This is a genomic window from Actinosynnema sp. NPDC053489, from assembly GCF_044544865.1.
Lineage (GTDB): Bacteria > Actinomycetota > Actinomycetes > Mycobacteriales > Pseudonocardiaceae > Actinosynnema.
This window is the reverse complement of record NZ_JBITXT010000003.1, coordinates 48,276-64,343: the sequence shown is the minus strand read 5'-3', so window position 1 is coordinate 64,343 and position 16,068 is coordinate 48,276. Positions and strand designations below refer to the sequence as shown.

The window sequence follows — 16,068 nt, the reverse complement described above, 5'->3', positions numbered from 1 at the left end:
CGCGCGGCGACCGGCCGTATCCTCTCGGTTGTGGCGGCAGGCCGACGGACATGACGGAACAGGTTGACCATCGGGTGGCAGCACCAGGCCGATCGAACCTCGACCCCGCCGTACTGGCCGGGGCGGAGTCCTTCGCCCGCACCTGGGCGACCGCCGTCATCGGCAGCAGCTACGTGCCCATGACGCGGTCCGAGGTCGCCGAGCACCTGCAGGCGTTGACCGAGGTGCTGGTGCACGCGCTGCACGCCAGCCCGTTCCGCACCGCGCCCGGCTACGAGATCGGCGCGCGGCTGGTCGAGGCGCACTTCACCGGCACGGACACGCTGGGCCGGACCGTGCAGCTGCTCGGCGACGACCTGCTGGGCGAGCTGGGCATCCAGCCCGACGAGCTGATGCGGTCGCGGCTGGCCGCGTTGCAGGGCGCGCTGGCCGCCGGGTACGCCCGCGCGCTGCGCGAACGCACGCTGGCCGAGCAGGAGGCGATCCGCGCGGCCGTGCTGGACGCCCGCGACCAGGCCGAGGCCGCGCTGCGCGCCTCCGAGGCCCGGTTCCGGGCGATGTTCACCGAGGCCGCGATCGGCATCGGCATCGCCGACGTCGAGGGCCGCATCCTGGACGTGAACCAGGCGTTGCAGGACATGCTGGGGTTCAGCGTCGAGGAGATGCGGCAGTACAACATCCGCGACCTGATGCACCCGGAGGACGGCAGCGGCGTCTGGCGGCTGTACGACCAGCTCACGGCGGGCGAGTGCGACCACTACCGGGCCGAGAAGCGGTTCCGCCGGGCCGACGGCGAGCAGGTGTGGACGCACCTGACGCTGTCGCTGGTGCGCGACGACCACGGCGACCCGCAGTACCAGGTGGCGATGATCGAGGACGTCACCGACCGCCACCTGCTGCAGAACCGGTTGCGCTACCAGGCGTTGCACGACCCGCTGACCGGCCTGCCCAACCGCGCGCTGTTCCTGGAGCGCCTCGGCCGGGTGTTCAACAACCGGGCGCGGCACCGCGCCGGCCTGTGCTACCTGGACCTCGACGGGTTCAAGGTGATCAACGACAGCCTCGGCCACGACATCGGCGACCAGCTGCTGGTCGAGGTCGGGCGGCGGCTGGACCACTCGGTGTCCGGCGACGGCAAGCTCGTCGCCCGGATGGGTGGCGACGAGTTCGTCATCCTGGTCGAGGGCTCGCAGGACACGCAGGACATCGTGGACGTGGCCGACCGGGTGCTGCGCGAGCTGGAGTCGCCGATCCGGATCGGCGGGCACGAGCTGACCGTGTCGGCGTCGATCGGCATCGTCGAGCGCGCGCTGTCCAACACCACGGCGGCCGACCTGATGCGCGACGCGGACATCACGCTGTACTGGGCGAAGGCCGACGGCAAGTCGCGGTGGGCGCTGTACGACCCGGAGCGCAACGCCAAGGAGGTCGCCCGGTTCACCCTGTCGGCGACCATGCCGGCGGCGTTGGAGCGCGACGAGTTCTACGTGGACTACCAGCCGCTGGTGCGGCTGGAGGACAGCACGGTCGTCGGCGTCGAGGCCCTCGTGCGCTGGCAGCACCCCGAGTTCGGCCGGCTCGCGCCGGACCGGTTCATCGAGCTGGCCGAGGAGACCGGGCTGATCGTCCCGCTGGGCCGGTGGGTGCTGCGGCGGGCGTGCGAGCAGGCGCGGCGGTGGCTGGAGGAGTTCGGCGACGACGCGCCGTTCGTCAGCGTCAACCTGGCCGTGCGGCAGTCCCGCGACCCCGAGCTGGTGCGGGACGTCAAGCGCATCCTGGACGAGTGCGCGCTGCCGCCGCACCACCTCCAGCTGGAGCTGACCGAGAGCGCCATCATGGGCACCGCCGACGAGCCGCTGGAGGCGTTGCGGGCGCTGTCGGACATGGGCGTGCGGATCGCCATCGACGACTTCGGCACCGGCTACTCCAACCTCGCCTACCTCAAGCACCTGCCGGTGCACGAGCTGAAGATCGCGGGCTCGTTCATGGAGGGCCTGCGCGCGGCCGACGAGGAGGACGCGGTCGACGTCCAGATCGTCTCCACCCTCGTGCAGCTGGCCCACGCGCTGCGCCTGGGCGTCACCGCCGAGGGCGTGGAGACCCCGGCGCAGGCCAAGCGCCTGCACCGGATCGGCTGCGACACGGGCCAGGGCTGGTTCTTCGCCAAGCCGATGAAGCCCGCCGACATCGACGAGCTGCTGCGCCGCTGAGCGGGCGGGGACCCGCTCGTCCGGCCGCCGTCGGACTCCGCACGTCCGCGTCAGCCTCCCTCAGGTCGTGCCGCCGCGGTGGCGCTCCTCGCGGGTGTGGCCGCCGAACAGCACCGCCGCGCTGTTCACCAGCGCCAGGTGGCTGAACGCCTGCGGGAAGTTGCCGCACATCCGCCCGGTCCCCGCGTCGTACTCCTCCGCCAGCAGGCCCACGTCGTTGCACAGGCCGACGAGCCGGTCGTACATCGCCAGCGCCTCCTCCCGCCGCCCGGCCAGCGCCAGCGCGTCGACGTACCAGAACGAGCACGCCAGGAAGCTGCCCTCCACGCCGGCCAGCCCGTCCACATCGGACTCACCGGGCGCGGTCTGGTACCGGTCCACCAGGTCGCCGTGCTTGAGCACGCGGGAGACCGCGTCCAGGGTGCCGACCACGCGCGGGTCGTCGCCGGGCAGGAAGCCGACCGCCGGGATCAGCAGCGTGGCCGCGTCCAGCTCACTCCCGCCGTAGTACTGGGTGAACGCGCCCAGCGACGCGTTCCAGCCCTTCGCCAGCACCTCGGCGTGCACGGCGTCGCGCAGCTCGCGCCACCGCTCGACCGGGCCGGGCATGCCGAACTCCTCCACCGCCCGCACCGCCCGGTCGAACGCCACCCAGAGCATGACCCGCGAGTGGGTGAAGTGCCGGTCCGGGCCGCGCACCTCCCACAACCCCTTGTCGGGCCGCTCCCACACCTTCTCCAGGTGCCGCATCATGCCGCGCTGCATGGCCCACGAGTCCGGCGTCTCGCCGAGCCCCCGCTCCCGCGCCAGGTGCAGCGCGTCCATGACCTCGCCGTAGACGTCGAGCTGCAACTGCCGGTAGGCGGCGTTGCCGACCCGCACCGGCCGCGCGCCCCGGTACCCGGGCAGCCAGTCGACCTCCCACTCCACCAGGTGCCGCTCGCCGCCCAGGCCGTACATGATCTGCAGGTCGGCCGGGTCGCCCGCCACGGCCCGCAGCAGCCACCTCCGCCACGCGACCGCCTCGCCCGTGCAGCCGAAGTTGTCCAGCGCCAGCAACGTGAACGTGGCGTCGCGCAGCCAGCAGTACCGGTAGTCCCAGTTGCGCTCGCCGCCGAACGTCTCGGGCAGCGACGTGGTCGGCGCGGCCACGATCCCGCCCGTCGGCGCGTACGACAGGCCCTTCAACGTGATCAGCGACCGCCGCACGACCTCCGCGTGCGGCCCGTCGTAGTCGATCCGGGACGACCAGGCCAGCCAGAACGCCTCGGACCGGGCCACCTCCGCGAGCGCGTCCACCGGTGCGGGCGGCTCGTCGGGCGAGTACGCGAACTCCATCACCCACGACAGCCGCTCGCCCGCCGAGATGGTGAACTCCGCCTCGTGCGCCCGCTGGCCGTGCACCCGGTACGGCAGCCGGTCCCCGTACAGCGCGACCGCGGACGGCCCGGCGAGGGCGACGATGCACTCCTGCCCGTCCCGCTCGCCGCGCCGCACCCACGGCACCGAGTCGCCGTAGGCGAACCGCAGCACCCACCGCAACGACATCTCGACCTGCCCGGACACGCCTTCCAGCACGCGCACCACGCGCGTGTCCGCGTCCCAGTCGTCCTGCTCGGGCGGCATGGTGTCGGTCAGCCGCACCACGCCGTCCACGGTCTCGAACTCGGTCTCCAGCACCAGGCTGCCGTCCCGGTAGGACCGGCGGACCGCCACCACCTCGCCGGTCGGCGCGATCCGCCAGTGCCCGTCGTCCTCGGTGCCGAGCAGCCGCGAGAAGCAGGACGGCGAGTCGAACCGCGGCATGCACAGCCAGTCGATCGACCCGTCCCGCCCCACCAGGGCCGCCGTCCTCAGGTCGGACAGCAGCGCGTAGTCCTCGATCCGTCCAGGTCCCGTGTCGCCCACGCCACGACCCTACGTACTGGCGTTCACCGGCGCGTGTAATCCGATACGTTGGTCCACATGCGCCGTGCCGTGCCGCTCATCGCCGCCCTGGCCCTGCTCGGGGGCTGCTCGCAGCCGACGGACGGGTCCGCGAGCCCCGGCGGCGCGACGGCCGGCACCGCGACCGGCACCCCCTCTGCGCCCATTCCTTCTGGAGAGCAGTCGAAGCGCCCCAAGACGATCGACATCAAGGGCGTGGACCCGTGCACCCTCCTCACTGAGGCGCAACGGGCCGAGTTCGGCCTCGACCGGCCGCCGCGGGCCGACATCGAGACCGGCAAGCCCGGGTGCAGCACGGGCCGTGAGGACCGCAAGTACTCCATCGCCGTCTACCTCGACAGCACCAAGGGCATCGAGACCTACACCGACCCGCCCCGGCCGGACGTGACCAGGCTGGAGGTCGGCGGCTTCCCCGCCGTGCTGGTCGAGTCGACCACGGCGGCGGGGCTGGCCTGCTCGGTGGACGTCGACGTCGCCGACGGGCAGCTGGTCGACGTGCAGGCGTTCAGCCTCGGCGACACCGACGTCAAGTCGCTGTGCCAGGTCGTGCAGCCGGTCGCCGCGGCCGTCATGGCCAACCTGGACAGGTAGAACTGCTCCCTTTGCCGGGGAACCGGCCACCCGCGTCACGCATCAGAGCTAAAGTCGTCCCGAATGCACACGCTGGGGTATGTGCAGCACTGAGGAGGGGTGTGCCGTGTTCATCGCGGATGGTGGTGGCGGAGGATCGACGCCGGCGACGCTGCCCGATTACGCCGGGGCGCAGCGCAAGCTCAGCATCGAACCCTCGGCGATCCCGGACGCGCGCAAGGTGTTCTCGGACGCGCTGGAGAAGCTGGAGGTCAAGCTCCAGCGGGCGGTCTCCGAGCTGAAGGCCCGGCCGTGGGCGCACGACCCGGTGAGCAACGAGACGGCCGACCGGTTCAACCGGGACACGTTCGAGGCGGGCGACTCCGCCGGCCTCACGGCCCTCAGGGCGTACCGCGACCAGCTCAAGGGCGTGGTCGACCAGCTCACCGCCATCGAGGCCGACTACCGGCGGGTCGAAGGCGACAACACCGCGTCCTGGGGACGCATCAACAACGGCTGACCTTGACCTACGCACCCGAGGGGGGCGAGCACGATGGGTGACCACCGCTGGCGCGGGTATGCCCACCCCGATCTCTACCGGATGATCAACGGCGGTCCGGGCGTCGCCGCGTCCCGACCGCTCGAGGACACCTGGAAGTCGTTGTCCGAGGCCCTGGGCGAGATCGACACCTCGATCCAGGAGGGGCTGGCCAAGCTCGGCGCGAGCTGGGAGGGCGAGACGGCCGACACCACCAAGGCGTCGCTGTCGCCCCTGGCCGCGTGGGCGTCGGACGCCCAGCAGGGTTCGAGCACGATGGAGACCTCCGCCCAGTTGCAGGCGGACTACATCGCGACCGCCCGCAAGGAGATGCCCGAGCCGGTGCCGGTGACCACCGAGGCGCCGTCGCTGGGCGACAAGGTCGTCGGCGGGCTGACCGGCCCGGTCGGGATCATGCACGTCATCCGGCAGCAGCAGGACCACGAGCGGCAGGAGGCGGCGCAGGACAACGCCGAGGCCAAGGCCGTCGAGGTGATGAACAACTACCAGTCCAGCAGCGAGTGGAACGCCGACACGCTGGGCAAGTTCGTCCCGCCGCCGCAGGTCGTGATCGACACCCCGCCGCCGGCCGGCGCGGGCGAGTACAACAGCACGAGCGCCAACTACAGGTCCACGCCGACGTGGACGCCGCCGGGCGACGGCGGTGGCACGACCACCACGTCCTGGGCCCCGCCGAGCACCGGCACGCAGGTGCCGCAGCCGACGTTCGTGCCCGGCGCCACCGGCGGCAGCACCAACCCCTCGTGGGCGCCGCCGACCGGCACGCCGACCCCGCCACCGCCGGTGGTCACCCCGCCGGTGAACGGCCCGGGCCGGCCGCCCGTCGGCCCGACGCCGCCGCCGATGTGGACCCCGCCCCGGCCCCCGGCCACCGGCCAGCTCCCGCCGAGGCCGCCCGCCGGCGGGCAGCAGGTCCCGCCGAGGGTCCCGACGGGTCCCGGCGGGCAGCGCCCCGGCCTGCCCAACGGCCGGGTGCCGGGCCTGCCCGGTGGTCCGGGCGCGGGCGGCACCGGCGGCCCCAACGGCCTGCGCCCCGGCCTCCCCGGCCCGGGCGGCGTGCCCGGCGCCGGCGGCGTGCCCGGTTCGGGTGTGCCCGGCGGCAACGCGGCCGGCCTGCCCGGTCGTGGCGGCGCGGGCGGTTTCGGTCCGGGCGCGGGCGGTCCCGGCGCGCCCGGGCGTCCCGGTGCGACCGGAGCGGCCGGTGCGGCGGGCGCGGCCGGCGCGCGTGGCGGCGAGGGCGAGGACGACCTCGAGCACAAGGCAGCCGACTACCTGGTCGAGACGAACGACGTGTTCGGCGACGACCGGCTCGTCGCGCCGCCGGTGATCGGCGAGCTGCCGCAGTAGGTATCCGCCCGGCACGGGCCCGCGCCGACCCCGGCGCGGGCCCGTGTCCGGTTTTCAGGGGACGGGGATGTCGGTGACGTATTTCGGGGGGTCCGCGGAGCGGGAGCCGATCGAGCTCTCGGCCGAGGAGTTCGACGTGCTGTGGGAACGCCTCGACCTCGGCCAGATGCCGCTCGTGATCAAGGTGCCGTCGCCGGGCAGGACCCACCGGGAGCGCGCCGAGCTGGAACGCCGCGTGTGGCACGGCATCGGCGTGCGCGGCCTCGGCGGCCCGACGGGGCTGCACCCCGAGCTGGACTACCTGCTGCGCCTGTTCAACCGGCCCGAGCGCGAGGTCGACGGTCGCGTGTGGATCGGCAAGAGCGTGCGCGTGCTGGCCGTGGCCAACGGCGACGAGGGCGCGGTGGCCACGCTGACCGACAACCGGCTGACGTTCCGGCGCGCGGCGGGCAGCGGCCTGCCGTCCGCGGTGCTCGGCGCGCTGCCCGCGCACCCCGCCGGCAGCGGGCACTCGGTCACCATGCCCAGCGCCGACCTGGAGGCCGCCGTCAAGAAGTCCGACGGCTCGCCCAAGAGCCTGGAGAACTCGCTGCGGGAGCACGGCGTGCGGCAGGAGGACGCCGTCACGCTGGTGAAGATGTTCACCGGGCTCGTGCACACCGGCAACTTCGGCGCGGCGGCCCGCGACAAGTACGGCAAGCGGTGCCGACCGGACCGCGTGGTCGCGTTCTTCGACACCGAGGACGGCCGCTACCTCCAGCAGCGGCGGGCGGCGAACGGGTCCGAGCCGTGGAGCACGTTCAGCCCGACCGACTCGCGCCGGCTCGCGCACCAGGTCGAGGAACTGCTCGCCGAAGCGGTGCGCGCGGCGAGGATCTGACCGGCGAAGACCCGACCGGCGAAGATGCGGCCGGCGCCGGTCGGGCCGGCCTCGGCGATAACCTGGGCGGGTGCCGTCCAAGCCCGTTGACCCGCACGAAGCGCGCGCCGCCGTCGAAGCCGTGCTGCCCTGGCTCGCCGGTGCGGCGGACCAGCCGGAGCGCCCGGTCCTCGCCGCCGCCGTGCGCCTGAGCTTGCGGACGCTGGAGCAGGTCTCGCCCGGCCGCAGCGTCGAGGTGCGCGTGCCGCCGTTCGCCGCCGTGCAGTGCGTGGCGGGCCCCCGCCACACCCGCGGCACGCCGCCGAACGTGGTCGAGACCGACCCCCGCACGTGGCTGGAGCTGGCCGTGGGCCGGCTCGGGTGGGACCAGGCGGTGGCGGACGCCAGGGTCACCGCGTCGGGCAGCCGGGCGGATCTGTCGAACCTGCTCCCGGTGCTCCGCTTCTAGCTAAGCTCGACCGGGTGAAGGCGCTCAAGGCGTGTGTCGCCGTCCTCGCGGTCGCAACCCTCCTCGCCGGGTGCGGCGGCAGCGAGTGGTCGGGCGAGGTGGACTTCAAGGTCGTCCGCGTCAACCCCGCCTACGAGTCGATGGGCGAGACCAAGCCCGCGTACGCCAACCTGGAGATCGACCAGGACCAGCCGGGGTCGATCGAGCGGATCACCACGAAGGCCGTCGACCTCGACCGGCTCCCGGGCGGGGTGGGGGTCGGCGACCTCCTGCGGTGCTCCGTGCGGCAGTCCGACGCGAGCGGCTTCGACCAGGAGGGCGTCCAGACCGAGGTCGGGCCCTGCCGGTCGCGCTGACCGGTCGCGCTGACTAGAACCAGGACCCGACGGTCTTGTCCCAGGCCCGCCCGACGCCCTCCACCGCGTCCCGGCCGAGTTCCACCACGTCGCCGACCCCGCCGACCACCACGTCCACGGCGTCGTTGACGACCTCCTTGCCCGTGTCGAGCAAGCCGGTGCCCGCCTCGGACCAGTTGCCGTTCCAGGCTTCCCGCCCGGCGTTGTAGAGCCCGGTGCCCGCGTCGGCCACCAGGTCCGCCGCGCCGACGGCCGTGCCGCCGACGAAGTCGACCACCGGCCCGACGCCCGGCAGGTGCCCGCCGGGCAGCGACGGGCCGAGCGGGTTCTCGTCCCACTCCTGCGCGGTGACCGAGTCGCCGTGGCCGGTCGCGATGCGGGCCAGGTTCTGCACCGACTCCGAGCCCGGCGCGTAGTACTGCGAGTGCGCGCCCAGGGCGGAGGTGCCGTCGGTGGTGCCGAAGGTCCGCGCGCCGAACCGGTCGTCGTACGGGCCGATCGAGGAGCCGTCCTCGGTGAACCAGGTCTGGCTCGTGCCCTGCACCACCGGGTCGTGCTCGGTCGCGCCGACGTAGACGTGGCCGGGCCCGGCGGAGAGCTGGTTGACGTTCGACGCGCCGACGCCGGGCGAGCCGACGAACGCGATGTCGTCCGCCGCGAGGCCGTTCATGCCCGCGTAGCCGACCGTGGTGGAGCCGTACGAGTGGCCGATCACGGTGAGGTGCTGGTGGTTGCCGGCGGCCTCGGCGGCGGCGCGGTAGCCGGCCACGTCGGCCACCAGGTTCGCGCCGCCCTCGCGCGCCTGCGCCGGGTTGTCCACCTGGCCGGGCGACCAGCCGGGCGCGTCGTAGCCGAGCCACTGGATGGTGGCGTTGCCCTCCGCGCCCATGGCCGCCCGCAGGTTGCCCGCCTGGTCGACGGAGAAGCCGTCCAGCGTGGAGCCGGTGCCGGGCACGCTCACCGCGACGTTGCGCGCGGTGTCCGGGTCGCCGTAGGCGATGGCCGTCGCACCGTCGCCGCGCGGGCCGTAGGGGTCCCAGGCCAGGATGCGGACGTCCGGCTGCCCCTGCGGGTTCAACCAGCCGTTGTCCCGCGCGAGCTGCTCGGCCCGGTCGATGCTCGTGCGCACCTTCTCGGCGTTCTCGGCCTTGGTGGCGGCTTCCCGGCGCTGCTCGCTGAGCGACGCGTACTCGGCGTCGTTCAGCAGCTTGACCACGTCCTCGGACTTGCGCGGGTCGAGGCCCAGTTCCCGGGCGCGCTCGGCCAGCCGCGCGTCGAGCTGGTCGCGCTGCGCGCCGAAGCGCTGGGCGTCGTCGGCGATCCGCAGCCGGTTGGCCTGGTCGAGGACGCCGGAGGGCAGGCCGCGCAACCGGCCCAGCTCCTGGAAGTTCGTGCGCAGCAGCTCGTCCTGCTGCTCCTTGGTCAGCGACTTCCACCAGGCGGCGACCTGCCTCGGGTCGGTGCCCGGCCCCGGCACGGCGGCCGTGGTGCGGGTGGCGGCGACGGCGGTGGTCCAGCCGCGGTCCTTCGCCGCCGTCTCCTCGAAGCCGGGGCGGACCTTGGCGAGCGCGCCGGCGTACGAGCGCAGGACGCGTTCGTAGCCGTTCTTCACGTTGTTCAGCTGCTCGTTGACGCGGTTGGCCAGCTCGCGGGTCTGCGCCTCGTCCAGCGCGGGCGAGCGGCCGCGCCAGAAGTCGATGAGCTGGTCCGCGCTGCCGCGCATCTGGCCGTAGGCGCGGGAAGCGGCCTGGACGATGTCCGCGCCGGCGCCGAGCCGCTCGCCGGCCACCGCGGCGGACCGGGCGGAGAGGTCGGCGCGCGCGGCGAACGCGGTGGCCGCGTCGCCCCGCCAGCCCGCGGTGGCCGTGCCGCCGCCGGCGGAGACCGCCTGGCCCGCGCGGCCGACGGCGCTCATCGCACCCGTGATGGGGTCGGCGGCGGCCGCGACGCGGCCCGCGTCACCGGCGGCGAGCTGTCCGTAGAGGACTTCGGGGTCGACGTAGCTCACGCCAGCCCCCCTTCGATGCCGCGGAACGAGGAGGTCGAGTCGTCGTCCGCGCGCTGGTAGGCGTCGGCGTTCTCGGTGAGGCCGTCACCGGCGTCGCGGTACCAGGCGCTGCCCCGGCGCAGGTCCTCGGACTGCTCGCCGGACCACCGGGCCAGCGCGTCGACGAACTCCGCCGCCGCCGGCACCTGCCCGAGCGCGTCGGCGTCCAGCCGCAGCATCGAGATCATCTCCGCCCCGTCGCCGGTCGCGTCCGCGCCCTCGTGGAACTGCTTGGACGCCTCGCGCAACGTCTCTGGTTGCACCCCGAACACGATCGCCCACCCTTCGTGCCGCCCGACCGCCGGCAATGCGACGCGCGGTCACCATCTTCGGTTCCCCCGCCCCGCCGGCCAAGGAGCCCGGTTGAACCGCCCGTTGGTGATCACCCGAAGGTGATCTTGCCGACGTCGAACAGCCGTTCGATCATTAACACATGACAGTTCTGCTCCAACTGCCCGGAACCGTGCTGCTCCAAGTGGCCCGCTCGGGGACGGCGAAATTGCGGGAACTCCTCGTCGCGCACCTGACGCGGCCCTCCGCCGGCCCGCGCCACCGCGTGCTCACGCCGTGGCAAATCCGCAGACAGCGCTGGAAATCCGCGCTCGTGCACCACCTGTCCACCGACCCCCGGCCGGCCGCGGTGCCGCGCCCGCGCACCGCCGCCGGCCCACCGGACCCACCACCGCGGGTGCCGGCGTTGAGCACCCGGCACGCCCCACCCCGAACGGCCCAACACCCGAAGCCTGCGTGGGCCGTCCAGGAGCCGCGCCCACCCCGGGCGCGGCCGTACGCGTTGCCGAACGACCTGTGGTCGACCGAACCGCTGCCGCGGACCATCGCCTGGCCCCCGCCGGAGCCGGCGGAGACCCGCCTCACGGGCAACCTCGAGGAGCCGACCGTGACCGACGACCAACCGACCACCCCGGAGCTCCAGGCGTCGGAGCCCCAGGCGTCGGAGCCCGAGGTGTGGGAGTTCGAAGTGGGCGACCTGGCCCGCTGGTGGGACGAAGCCATCGCCCGCCTGGACGCGGCCGCCGCCGAGGCGAAAGCCCACAACCACCACTGGTGACCGCGCCTCGGAGGCGGTCACCGCCACACCGGACCCGAGACGCCCCGATCCCGCTCAGCCCGCGACCTCCACCGGCACCACGGCCACGCGCCCTGGTGCTCTTCGGCATGCCAGGGGACATCCGCCCCGGCTGTGCACCCGGCCACGAGCAGCACCCCGGCCGACTGCCGGTCACCTCACCGGGCTGTCACGTCCAGCGCACCGCACCACCCAGCCACAACCGACCCGCTCCGGCCCGTGCGCCGCGCGAACGAGCTGCCAACCGCACGCCGCCGACCGCATGCCGCCACTCGGCCGGACCAAGGTGACCCCGGTGGCCCACCACGTGCAGCGCTTCGGCGGCCAAGCCGTCGCCCTCGCAGACGCCCGGCCCCTGCGCCTCCGCACCGCCGGCGTCAGTAGCCCTGGTAGCCGCCGCCGCTCGCCATCGACTTCAGGCCGGGGTGCCCCTCGAACCCGCCGTACCGCGAGAACGTGTAGCGGACGCCCGCGATGATGTTGTCGACCGGGTTCCAGATGTCGTCGTGCCCGGGCAGCTTGTACGCCTGGAACGTCGGGTCGATGCACTGCATCAGCCCCTTCGACGGCGTGCCCTTGGCGGCGTTGGAGTCCCAGTCGTTGATGGCGTGGGGGTTGCCGCCCGACTCCTTCTCGATGATCGTCCAGATCTCGTCGATGTTCTCCTCGGTGACCGGGATGCCGTTGGCCCGCAGGATCCGGATCGCCTCCCGGATCCACTCCTCGACGTTCCCGGGCGGAGGTCCGCTGGACGGCGGGCCACCGCTGGGCCCGAGGCCGCCCATGCCACCTCCACCACCGCCGCCGCCGTCTCCACCGCCGGTCCCGCCACCGCCACCACTGCCGCCGCCACCACTGGAACCCGAGCCACCGGAACCGTGCGACGGCTGCTCGGCGGGCTGCGAGGACGACGGGGCGGTCCGGTCCTCCGCCGGCGTCGGCTCCGGCGCGGGCGTCCACTCGATCGCCTTCCCCGGCGCGGGCGTGAACGGTTGCGCGTCGGGGTCCGCCATGGTCGAGAACGCGGGCGTGATGGCACCCGGCCGGCCCTTCAACGCGCCCAGAGCGGCGCTCAGCGCCTGCTCCGCCTGCTCGATCACGGGCTGCGCGTCGCCCGCCGCTTCCTGGCACATGCCCCGGATGGCGGCGTCGACGTCCTCCTGCGGCATGCCGTGGGCCTGCCGGCGCAGCTGCCGCACCCGGCTGAGCAGGTTCTCGCAAATGCGCTCGACCGACGACTTCGCCGTTTCCAGCGCCGCCGCCGCGCCCTCCAGATCACCGGCGGCCGACGTCAACGCGTCGGTCAGCGAATTCCCGCTCTTGGTGAATCCGTCCATGTAGGCGACGAATCCGTCCGCCGAACCGCCCTGCCACGCGTCGTCGAGCCGGGTGACCGACTGCCGCACCGCGTCACCGCTTTCCGCGGCCTTGGCGGCGGCCTGCTTCCACCGGTTCGCGATCTCCTTCACGGCGTCCGGCCTGGCCCGGTCGACCTTGCGCGCGAGCTGCGCCAACGCCTGCCCGCCGGGCAGCGCGGCGACCTCCTCCGAGGCTCCCATCAGCTCACACCGCCCGGAAGGAGCCCGCGTTGGCGGCCTCCACGTCGACCACGGACTGCTGCACGGCGTCGATGGCGCGTTCCACCTTCCCCAGCACCGACTCGGCCGCGGCGAACTCCTCGCCCGCCTTCCGGTCCACTTCGGACGCCGCCGCGGAAAGCGCGCCCGAACTCCCCAGTGCGCCGAAGATGTCCGGATCGGCGTAGTGGCCGGCGAACCCGTCGCCCACCGCGCCGAATTGCCCCGCCTGCGTGCGCGCCGTGCTCCGGCACTGCTCCATCGCCTCGGCGTTGAACTTCGCGACCGCCATTCTTCGACTGTAGAGCGGAACGGGCGTCCGCACGGGCGTTATCACAGGAATTCGTCCAGCAGCCCGGTGATCCGCTTGCGGAGCAGGTCCGGGTCGGTCGGCCCGTGGAAGTCGACGACGTCCGCGGCCCGCCTGCGCCGCCCGCTCCGGTCGATCGCGGCCGCGCCGAACCGGCCGGGCAGGTCCGGCGCGCCGACCAGGCCCCCCGGCAGCCGCGGCAGCAGCCCGACCAGCGCGGTGGCGAGGTCCAGCTCCACCTCCCGCACGGTCAGCAGGTCACGCGTCAGCACGGCCAGCACCGAACCCGAGCCGGTCGACGCGGCCAGCGCGCGCACCGCCGTGCGGCCGATGCCCAGCCGCAGGTCGGCCGAGCGCGGCGGGTTCGCGATGAGCTTGAGCGCCGCGCCGAGCCACGGGTCGAGCTCGCCGCCGCGGGCGAGCCCCTGGGCGGTGAGGTGGCTCCACGGCGCGGGTCCGTCCGGCACGTGCAGCACGATCGGCATGGCGCCGAGGTCGAGGTGTTCCCAGGCGGTGCGGAACGCGGTGGCGCTGAGGCTCGCTGTGGTCACCAGACGTCACTCCCGAAGGACGGCGGGCGTTGCTCCGGCCCCCCAGGCCCGCACCGGAACTGACGTCGCGGAGGACGCCGGGGTTCCGCGCGCCACCGGGAAGTCAGACCTCCTGCGCCAACTCCCACACGCAGCCGGCGAGCCGGGCGTTGTCGATCGGGGTGATCGTGCTCCAGTTGCGTCCGTCGGAACTGGGCCGCACCTGGTGCAGGTAGCGGCCGGACGGCGTGTCGTGCCAGGCGACGACGCGGCCGGCGCGCACGGGCGGGCCGCCGTGCCGCGCGCGTTCCGCGCCGAACTGGCCGCGGGTGCCCATCCCGTCGCACATGCCGGCCAGCTCCTGCGCCTCGTGCAGCGGCAACCCGTGCCGCTCCAGCGCGAGCACCAGCTTCTCCGCGTCCCGGCCCGCTTCGTCGGACGCGGCGCGCAGCACGTCGTTCGGCAGGCTGATCGACCGGCCGTACCCGGCGGGCACCTCGCCGGCGACGGACACCGCGGCCTCGGCCAGCGCACCGGCCCGTGCTTCGATCAGCCACACCTCGTCGCCGTCGACCACGGCGAGGACGGCGTCGTCACCACTCGCCGCCGCGAGGCCCTTGATCTTGCGGCGGTCGACCCAGATCCACAGGTCGATCGACAGCTGCGGGTTGGCCAGCAGCGCGAACGCGTCGGCCAGCTCCGGCGCCGGCCGCCGGTTGGCCGCCAGGCCGCGGTCGGCGAGCGACCGCCACGCCTGCTCGACGAACCGAGCGCGCTCGGTGTGCGTGATGCCCGGGCTCGGCACGTCCAGCGCGACGTTGCGCCGGGCAAGTCGCTCACCCTCCCACGCGACGTCGAACTCCAGCGTGGACAGGACAACCGTGCCGCTCACCTCACTGCTTCTCCGGCTCGTCGCCGATGACCGACTGCACGACCATGCGCTCGTCGCCGAACACGTCGTCGGAGTCGACGCCGTACTTGCGGATGTGCTCGGCGTCCTCCTCGCCCTCGCCGCCCTTGGCGCTGGCCGCCGGCTGCAGCACCGAGGACCCGGAGCCTGCCTTGCCGCCGACGCCACCGGCCGTGCCGCGACCGGGGACGCGCTCGTCGGGGTCGATGGCCCCGATCGTGGCGGAGATGCCGGGCTTGCCGGTCAACGTGCCGGGCATCCCGGGCACGCCCGCCTTGCCGCCGGCGGCACCCTTGCCACCCGCGGCGCCCTCGGGCAGCTTCCCGCCGCCGGCCATCGCCGTCGCGGGGTTGCGCACGACCCGCCCACCGCGGGCCTGCGTCGCCGCGATCCCGAGCCCGAGGCCGCCCGCCAAGCCGAGACCGAGCCCCAACCCGAGGTTCGACCCGCCGGGCCGGCCGCCCATCGCGGCCGGCGGCAGCACCGTCGACCCGCCGGGCGTGGTCGGCAGCAAACCGGTCGAGCCACCGGGCAACTGCTGACCCGGCAGCTGCCCGGGCAACTGCTGGCCCGGCAACTGCGGCGGCAGGCCGACCGACCCGCCGGGCACGTGCCCCGCCACGCCGCCGGGGACCCCGCCGGGCACGCCACCGGGGATGCCGGGCACCACACCGCCGGGCTGCCCGACGGCCGCCACGGGCGTGCTGACGCTGGAGGCCGCCGTCACGTCGAACTGGGGCGGCTTGTTCATGCCCTGGTACTGGTTCAACGCGTCCCGGCTGGCCTCGGTGTACTGGTCGAGGCCCCGGATCGCCTGCTCGCGCGCGGCCTGCGTCTCCTTGACCTCGCGCGCGTGGTCCGTCTCGTACCCGAAGAACCCGCCGACGTCGTCCACGAAGTTGGTGTTCGTGTCACCGCGCAGCTTCTGCGGCTCGGGCATCCCGTTGCGGGTCTGGCTGTACGTCGCCCCCTGCACCGCCGTGGCCACGGAGTTCTGCTGCGCGGCCTCGGTGCCGGAGGTCGCCACGTCGGACGACACGGTGACCGCCTTGCCGGCGTTCTCACCGGCCGCGCCCTGCCAGTCGATGCCGAGCTTCTTCAGCTCGTTGCGCAACGTCTCGTCCGTGTCGGCCAACGTCGACGCCAACTGCCGCAGCGCGTGCGACGCGTCGCTGAACCGCTGGGCGGCGTCACCGGTCTGGAATTGCGTGATCAGCTCCGCCAACCCGCTGTTGGTGAACCCCTCGAAGCGGTGGTCGGTGATCTGCCTGAAGCCGCCCATGACCTCCC

The 16,068-nt window shown here is 73.8% G+C and carries 16 protein-coding genes; 8 read left to right on the top strand and 8 right to left on the bottom strand.

Going from position 1 to position 16,068, the window contains the following annotated elements:
* The first annotated feature begins 50 nt into the window (after window positions 1–50).
* Window positions 51–2,210 carry a putative bifunctional diguanylate cyclase/phosphodiesterase gene (locus tag ACIGNX_RS06845; RefSeq protein WP_396537141.1) on the top strand — a complete coding sequence of 720 codons (2,160 nt, stop codon included), beginning with the start codon at window positions 51–53 and terminating at the stop codon, window positions 2,208–2,210.
* A 60-nt stretch (window positions 2,211–2,270) separates the two neighbouring features.
* Here ACIGNX_RS06845 and ACIGNX_RS06840 read toward each other — a convergent pair whose 3' ends face one another.
* Window positions 2,271–4,118, bottom strand: coding sequence for a glycoside hydrolase family 15 protein (locus ACIGNX_RS06840; RefSeq protein WP_396537139.1), 1,848 nt, complete (start codon window positions 4,116–4,118; stop codon window positions 2,271–2,273).
* Window positions 4,119–4,175: 57 nt separating this feature from the next.
* On the opposite strand from ACIGNX_RS06840, the gene ACIGNX_RS06835 reads away from it, so the two are divergent.
* The 6 genes from ACIGNX_RS06835 (at window position 4,176) to ACIGNX_RS06810 (ending at window position 8,317) form a co-directional block, all read left to right on the top strand.
* Entirely contained in the window at window positions 4,176–4,748 is a 573-nt protein-coding gene (locus tag ACIGNX_RS06835; RefSeq protein ID WP_396537137.1) for a DUF3558 domain-containing protein, read from the top strand.
* A gap of 106 nt (window positions 4,749–4,854) precedes the next feature.
* Complete coding sequence (locus ACIGNX_RS06830) at window positions 4,855–5,247, top strand: transcriptional regulator (RefSeq protein WP_396537135.1); 393 nt, start codon at window positions 4,855–4,857, stop codon at window positions 5,245–5,247.
* Between the two features lie 33 nt (window positions 5,248–5,280).
* Window positions 5,281–6,633, top strand: a complete 1,353-nt coding sequence (locus tag ACIGNX_RS06825; protein WP_396537133.1) for a PPE domain-containing protein — start codon at window positions 5,281–5,283, stop codon at window positions 6,631–6,633.
* A gap of 73 nt (window positions 6,634–6,706) precedes the next feature.
* Window positions 6,707–7,513 carry an ESX secretion-associated protein EspG gene (locus ACIGNX_RS06820; protein WP_396537131.1) on the top strand — a complete coding sequence of 269 codons (807 nt, stop codon included), beginning with the start codon at window positions 6,707–6,709 and terminating at the stop codon, window positions 7,511–7,513.
* A gap of 70 nt (window positions 7,514–7,583) precedes the next feature.
* Window positions 7,584–7,961, top strand: a complete 378-nt coding sequence (locus ACIGNX_RS06815) for a sterol carrier family protein (protein ID WP_396537130.1) — start codon at window positions 7,584–7,586, stop codon at window positions 7,959–7,961.
* A gap of 14 nt (window positions 7,962–7,975) precedes the next feature.
* On the top strand, window positions 7,976–8,317 hold the full coding sequence (locus tag ACIGNX_RS06810; RefSeq protein ID WP_396537128.1) for a hypothetical protein: 342 nt from the start codon (window positions 7,976–7,978) through the stop codon (window positions 8,315–8,317).
* A 13-nt stretch (window positions 8,318–8,330) separates the two neighbouring features.
* Here the strand turns inward: ACIGNX_RS06810 and ACIGNX_RS06805 are convergent, their stop codons facing one another.
* Together ACIGNX_RS06805 and ACIGNX_RS06800 are read right to left on the bottom strand one after the other, a co-directional pair.
* On the bottom strand, window positions 8,331–10,325 hold the full coding sequence (locus ACIGNX_RS06805) for an alpha/beta hydrolase (protein WP_396537126.1): 1,995 nt from the start codon (window positions 10,323–10,325) through the stop codon (window positions 8,331–8,333).
* Complete coding sequence (locus tag ACIGNX_RS06800) at window positions 10,322–10,627, bottom strand: hypothetical protein (protein WP_396537124.1); 306 nt, start codon at window positions 10,625–10,627, stop codon at window positions 10,322–10,324. Before ACIGNX_RS06800 ends, ACIGNX_RS06805 begins: the two co-directional genes overlap by 4 nt.
* A gap of 170 nt (window positions 10,628–10,797) precedes the next feature.
* Here ACIGNX_RS06800 and ACIGNX_RS06795 point away from each other — a divergent pair, with 170 nt between their 5' ends.
* Window positions 10,798–11,433 (top strand): hypothetical protein, encoded by a 636-nt coding sequence (locus tag ACIGNX_RS06795; protein ID WP_396537122.1) that lies wholly within the window; start codon window positions 10,798–10,800, stop codon window positions 11,431–11,433.
* A 395-nt stretch (window positions 11,434–11,828) separates the two neighbouring features.
* Here the strand turns inward: ACIGNX_RS06795 and ACIGNX_RS06790 are convergent, their stop codons facing one another.
* The 5 genes from ACIGNX_RS06790 to ACIGNX_RS06770 all read right to left on the bottom strand — a co-directional run bounded on the left by ACIGNX_RS06790 (window position 11,829) and on the right by ACIGNX_RS06770 (window position 16,060).
* Window positions 11,829–13,010 (bottom strand): transglycosylase SLT domain-containing protein, encoded by a 1,182-nt coding sequence (locus tag ACIGNX_RS06790; RefSeq protein ID WP_396537120.1) that lies wholly within the window; start codon window positions 13,008–13,010, stop codon window positions 11,829–11,831.
* Between the two features lie 4 nt (window positions 13,011–13,014).
* Window positions 13,015–13,320 (bottom strand): hypothetical protein, encoded by a 306-nt coding sequence (locus ACIGNX_RS06785; RefSeq protein ID WP_396537118.1) that lies wholly within the window; start codon window positions 13,318–13,320, stop codon window positions 13,015–13,017.
* Between the two features lie 41 nt (window positions 13,321–13,361).
* Complete coding sequence (locus tag ACIGNX_RS06780) at window positions 13,362–13,889, bottom strand: ESX secretion-associated protein EspG (protein WP_396537116.1); 528 nt, start codon at window positions 13,887–13,889, stop codon at window positions 13,362–13,364.
* Window positions 13,890–13,992: 103 nt separating this feature from the next.
* Entirely contained in the window at window positions 13,993–14,760 is a 768-nt protein-coding gene (locus tag ACIGNX_RS06775; RefSeq protein WP_396537114.1) for an ESX secretion-associated protein EspG, read from the bottom strand.
* A gap of 1 nt (window position 14,761) precedes the next feature.
* Entirely contained in the window at window positions 14,762–16,060 is a 1,299-nt protein-coding gene (locus tag ACIGNX_RS06770) for a PPE domain-containing protein (RefSeq protein ID WP_396537112.1), read from the bottom strand.
* Between the last annotated feature and the right edge of the window lie 8 nt (window positions 16,061–16,068).

What these genes read in the sequence shown, in the direction of transcription:
- ACIGNX_RS06845 (WP_396537141.1), top strand. Translation starts at nt 51, where the DNA reads ATGACGGAACAGGTTGACCATCGGGTGGCAGCACCAGGCCGATCGAAC.
- ACIGNX_RS06835 (WP_396537137.1), top strand. Translation starts at nt 4,176, where the DNA reads ATGCGCCGTGCCGTGCCGCTCATCGCCGCCCTGGCCCTGCTCGGGGGC.
- ACIGNX_RS06825 (WP_396537133.1), top strand. Translation starts at nt 5,281, where the DNA reads ATGGGTGACCACCGCTGGCGCGGGTATGCCCACCCCGATCTCTACCGG.
- ACIGNX_RS06795 (WP_396537122.1), top strand. Translation starts at nt 10,798, where the DNA reads ATGACAGTTCTGCTCCAACTGCCCGGAACCGTGCTGCTCCAAGTGGCC.
- ACIGNX_RS06790 (WP_396537120.1), bottom strand. Translation starts at nt 13,010, where the DNA reads ATGGGAGCCTCGGAGGAGGTCGCCGCGCTGCCCGGCGGGCAGGCGTTG.
- ACIGNX_RS06785 (WP_396537118.1), bottom strand. Translation starts at nt 13,320, where the DNA reads ATGGCGGTCGCGAAGTTCAACGCCGAGGCGATGGAGCAGTGCCGGAGC.
- ACIGNX_RS06770 (WP_396537112.1), bottom strand. Translation starts at nt 16,060, where the DNA reads ATGGGCGGCTTCAGGCAGATCACCGACCACCGCTTCGAGGGGTTCACC.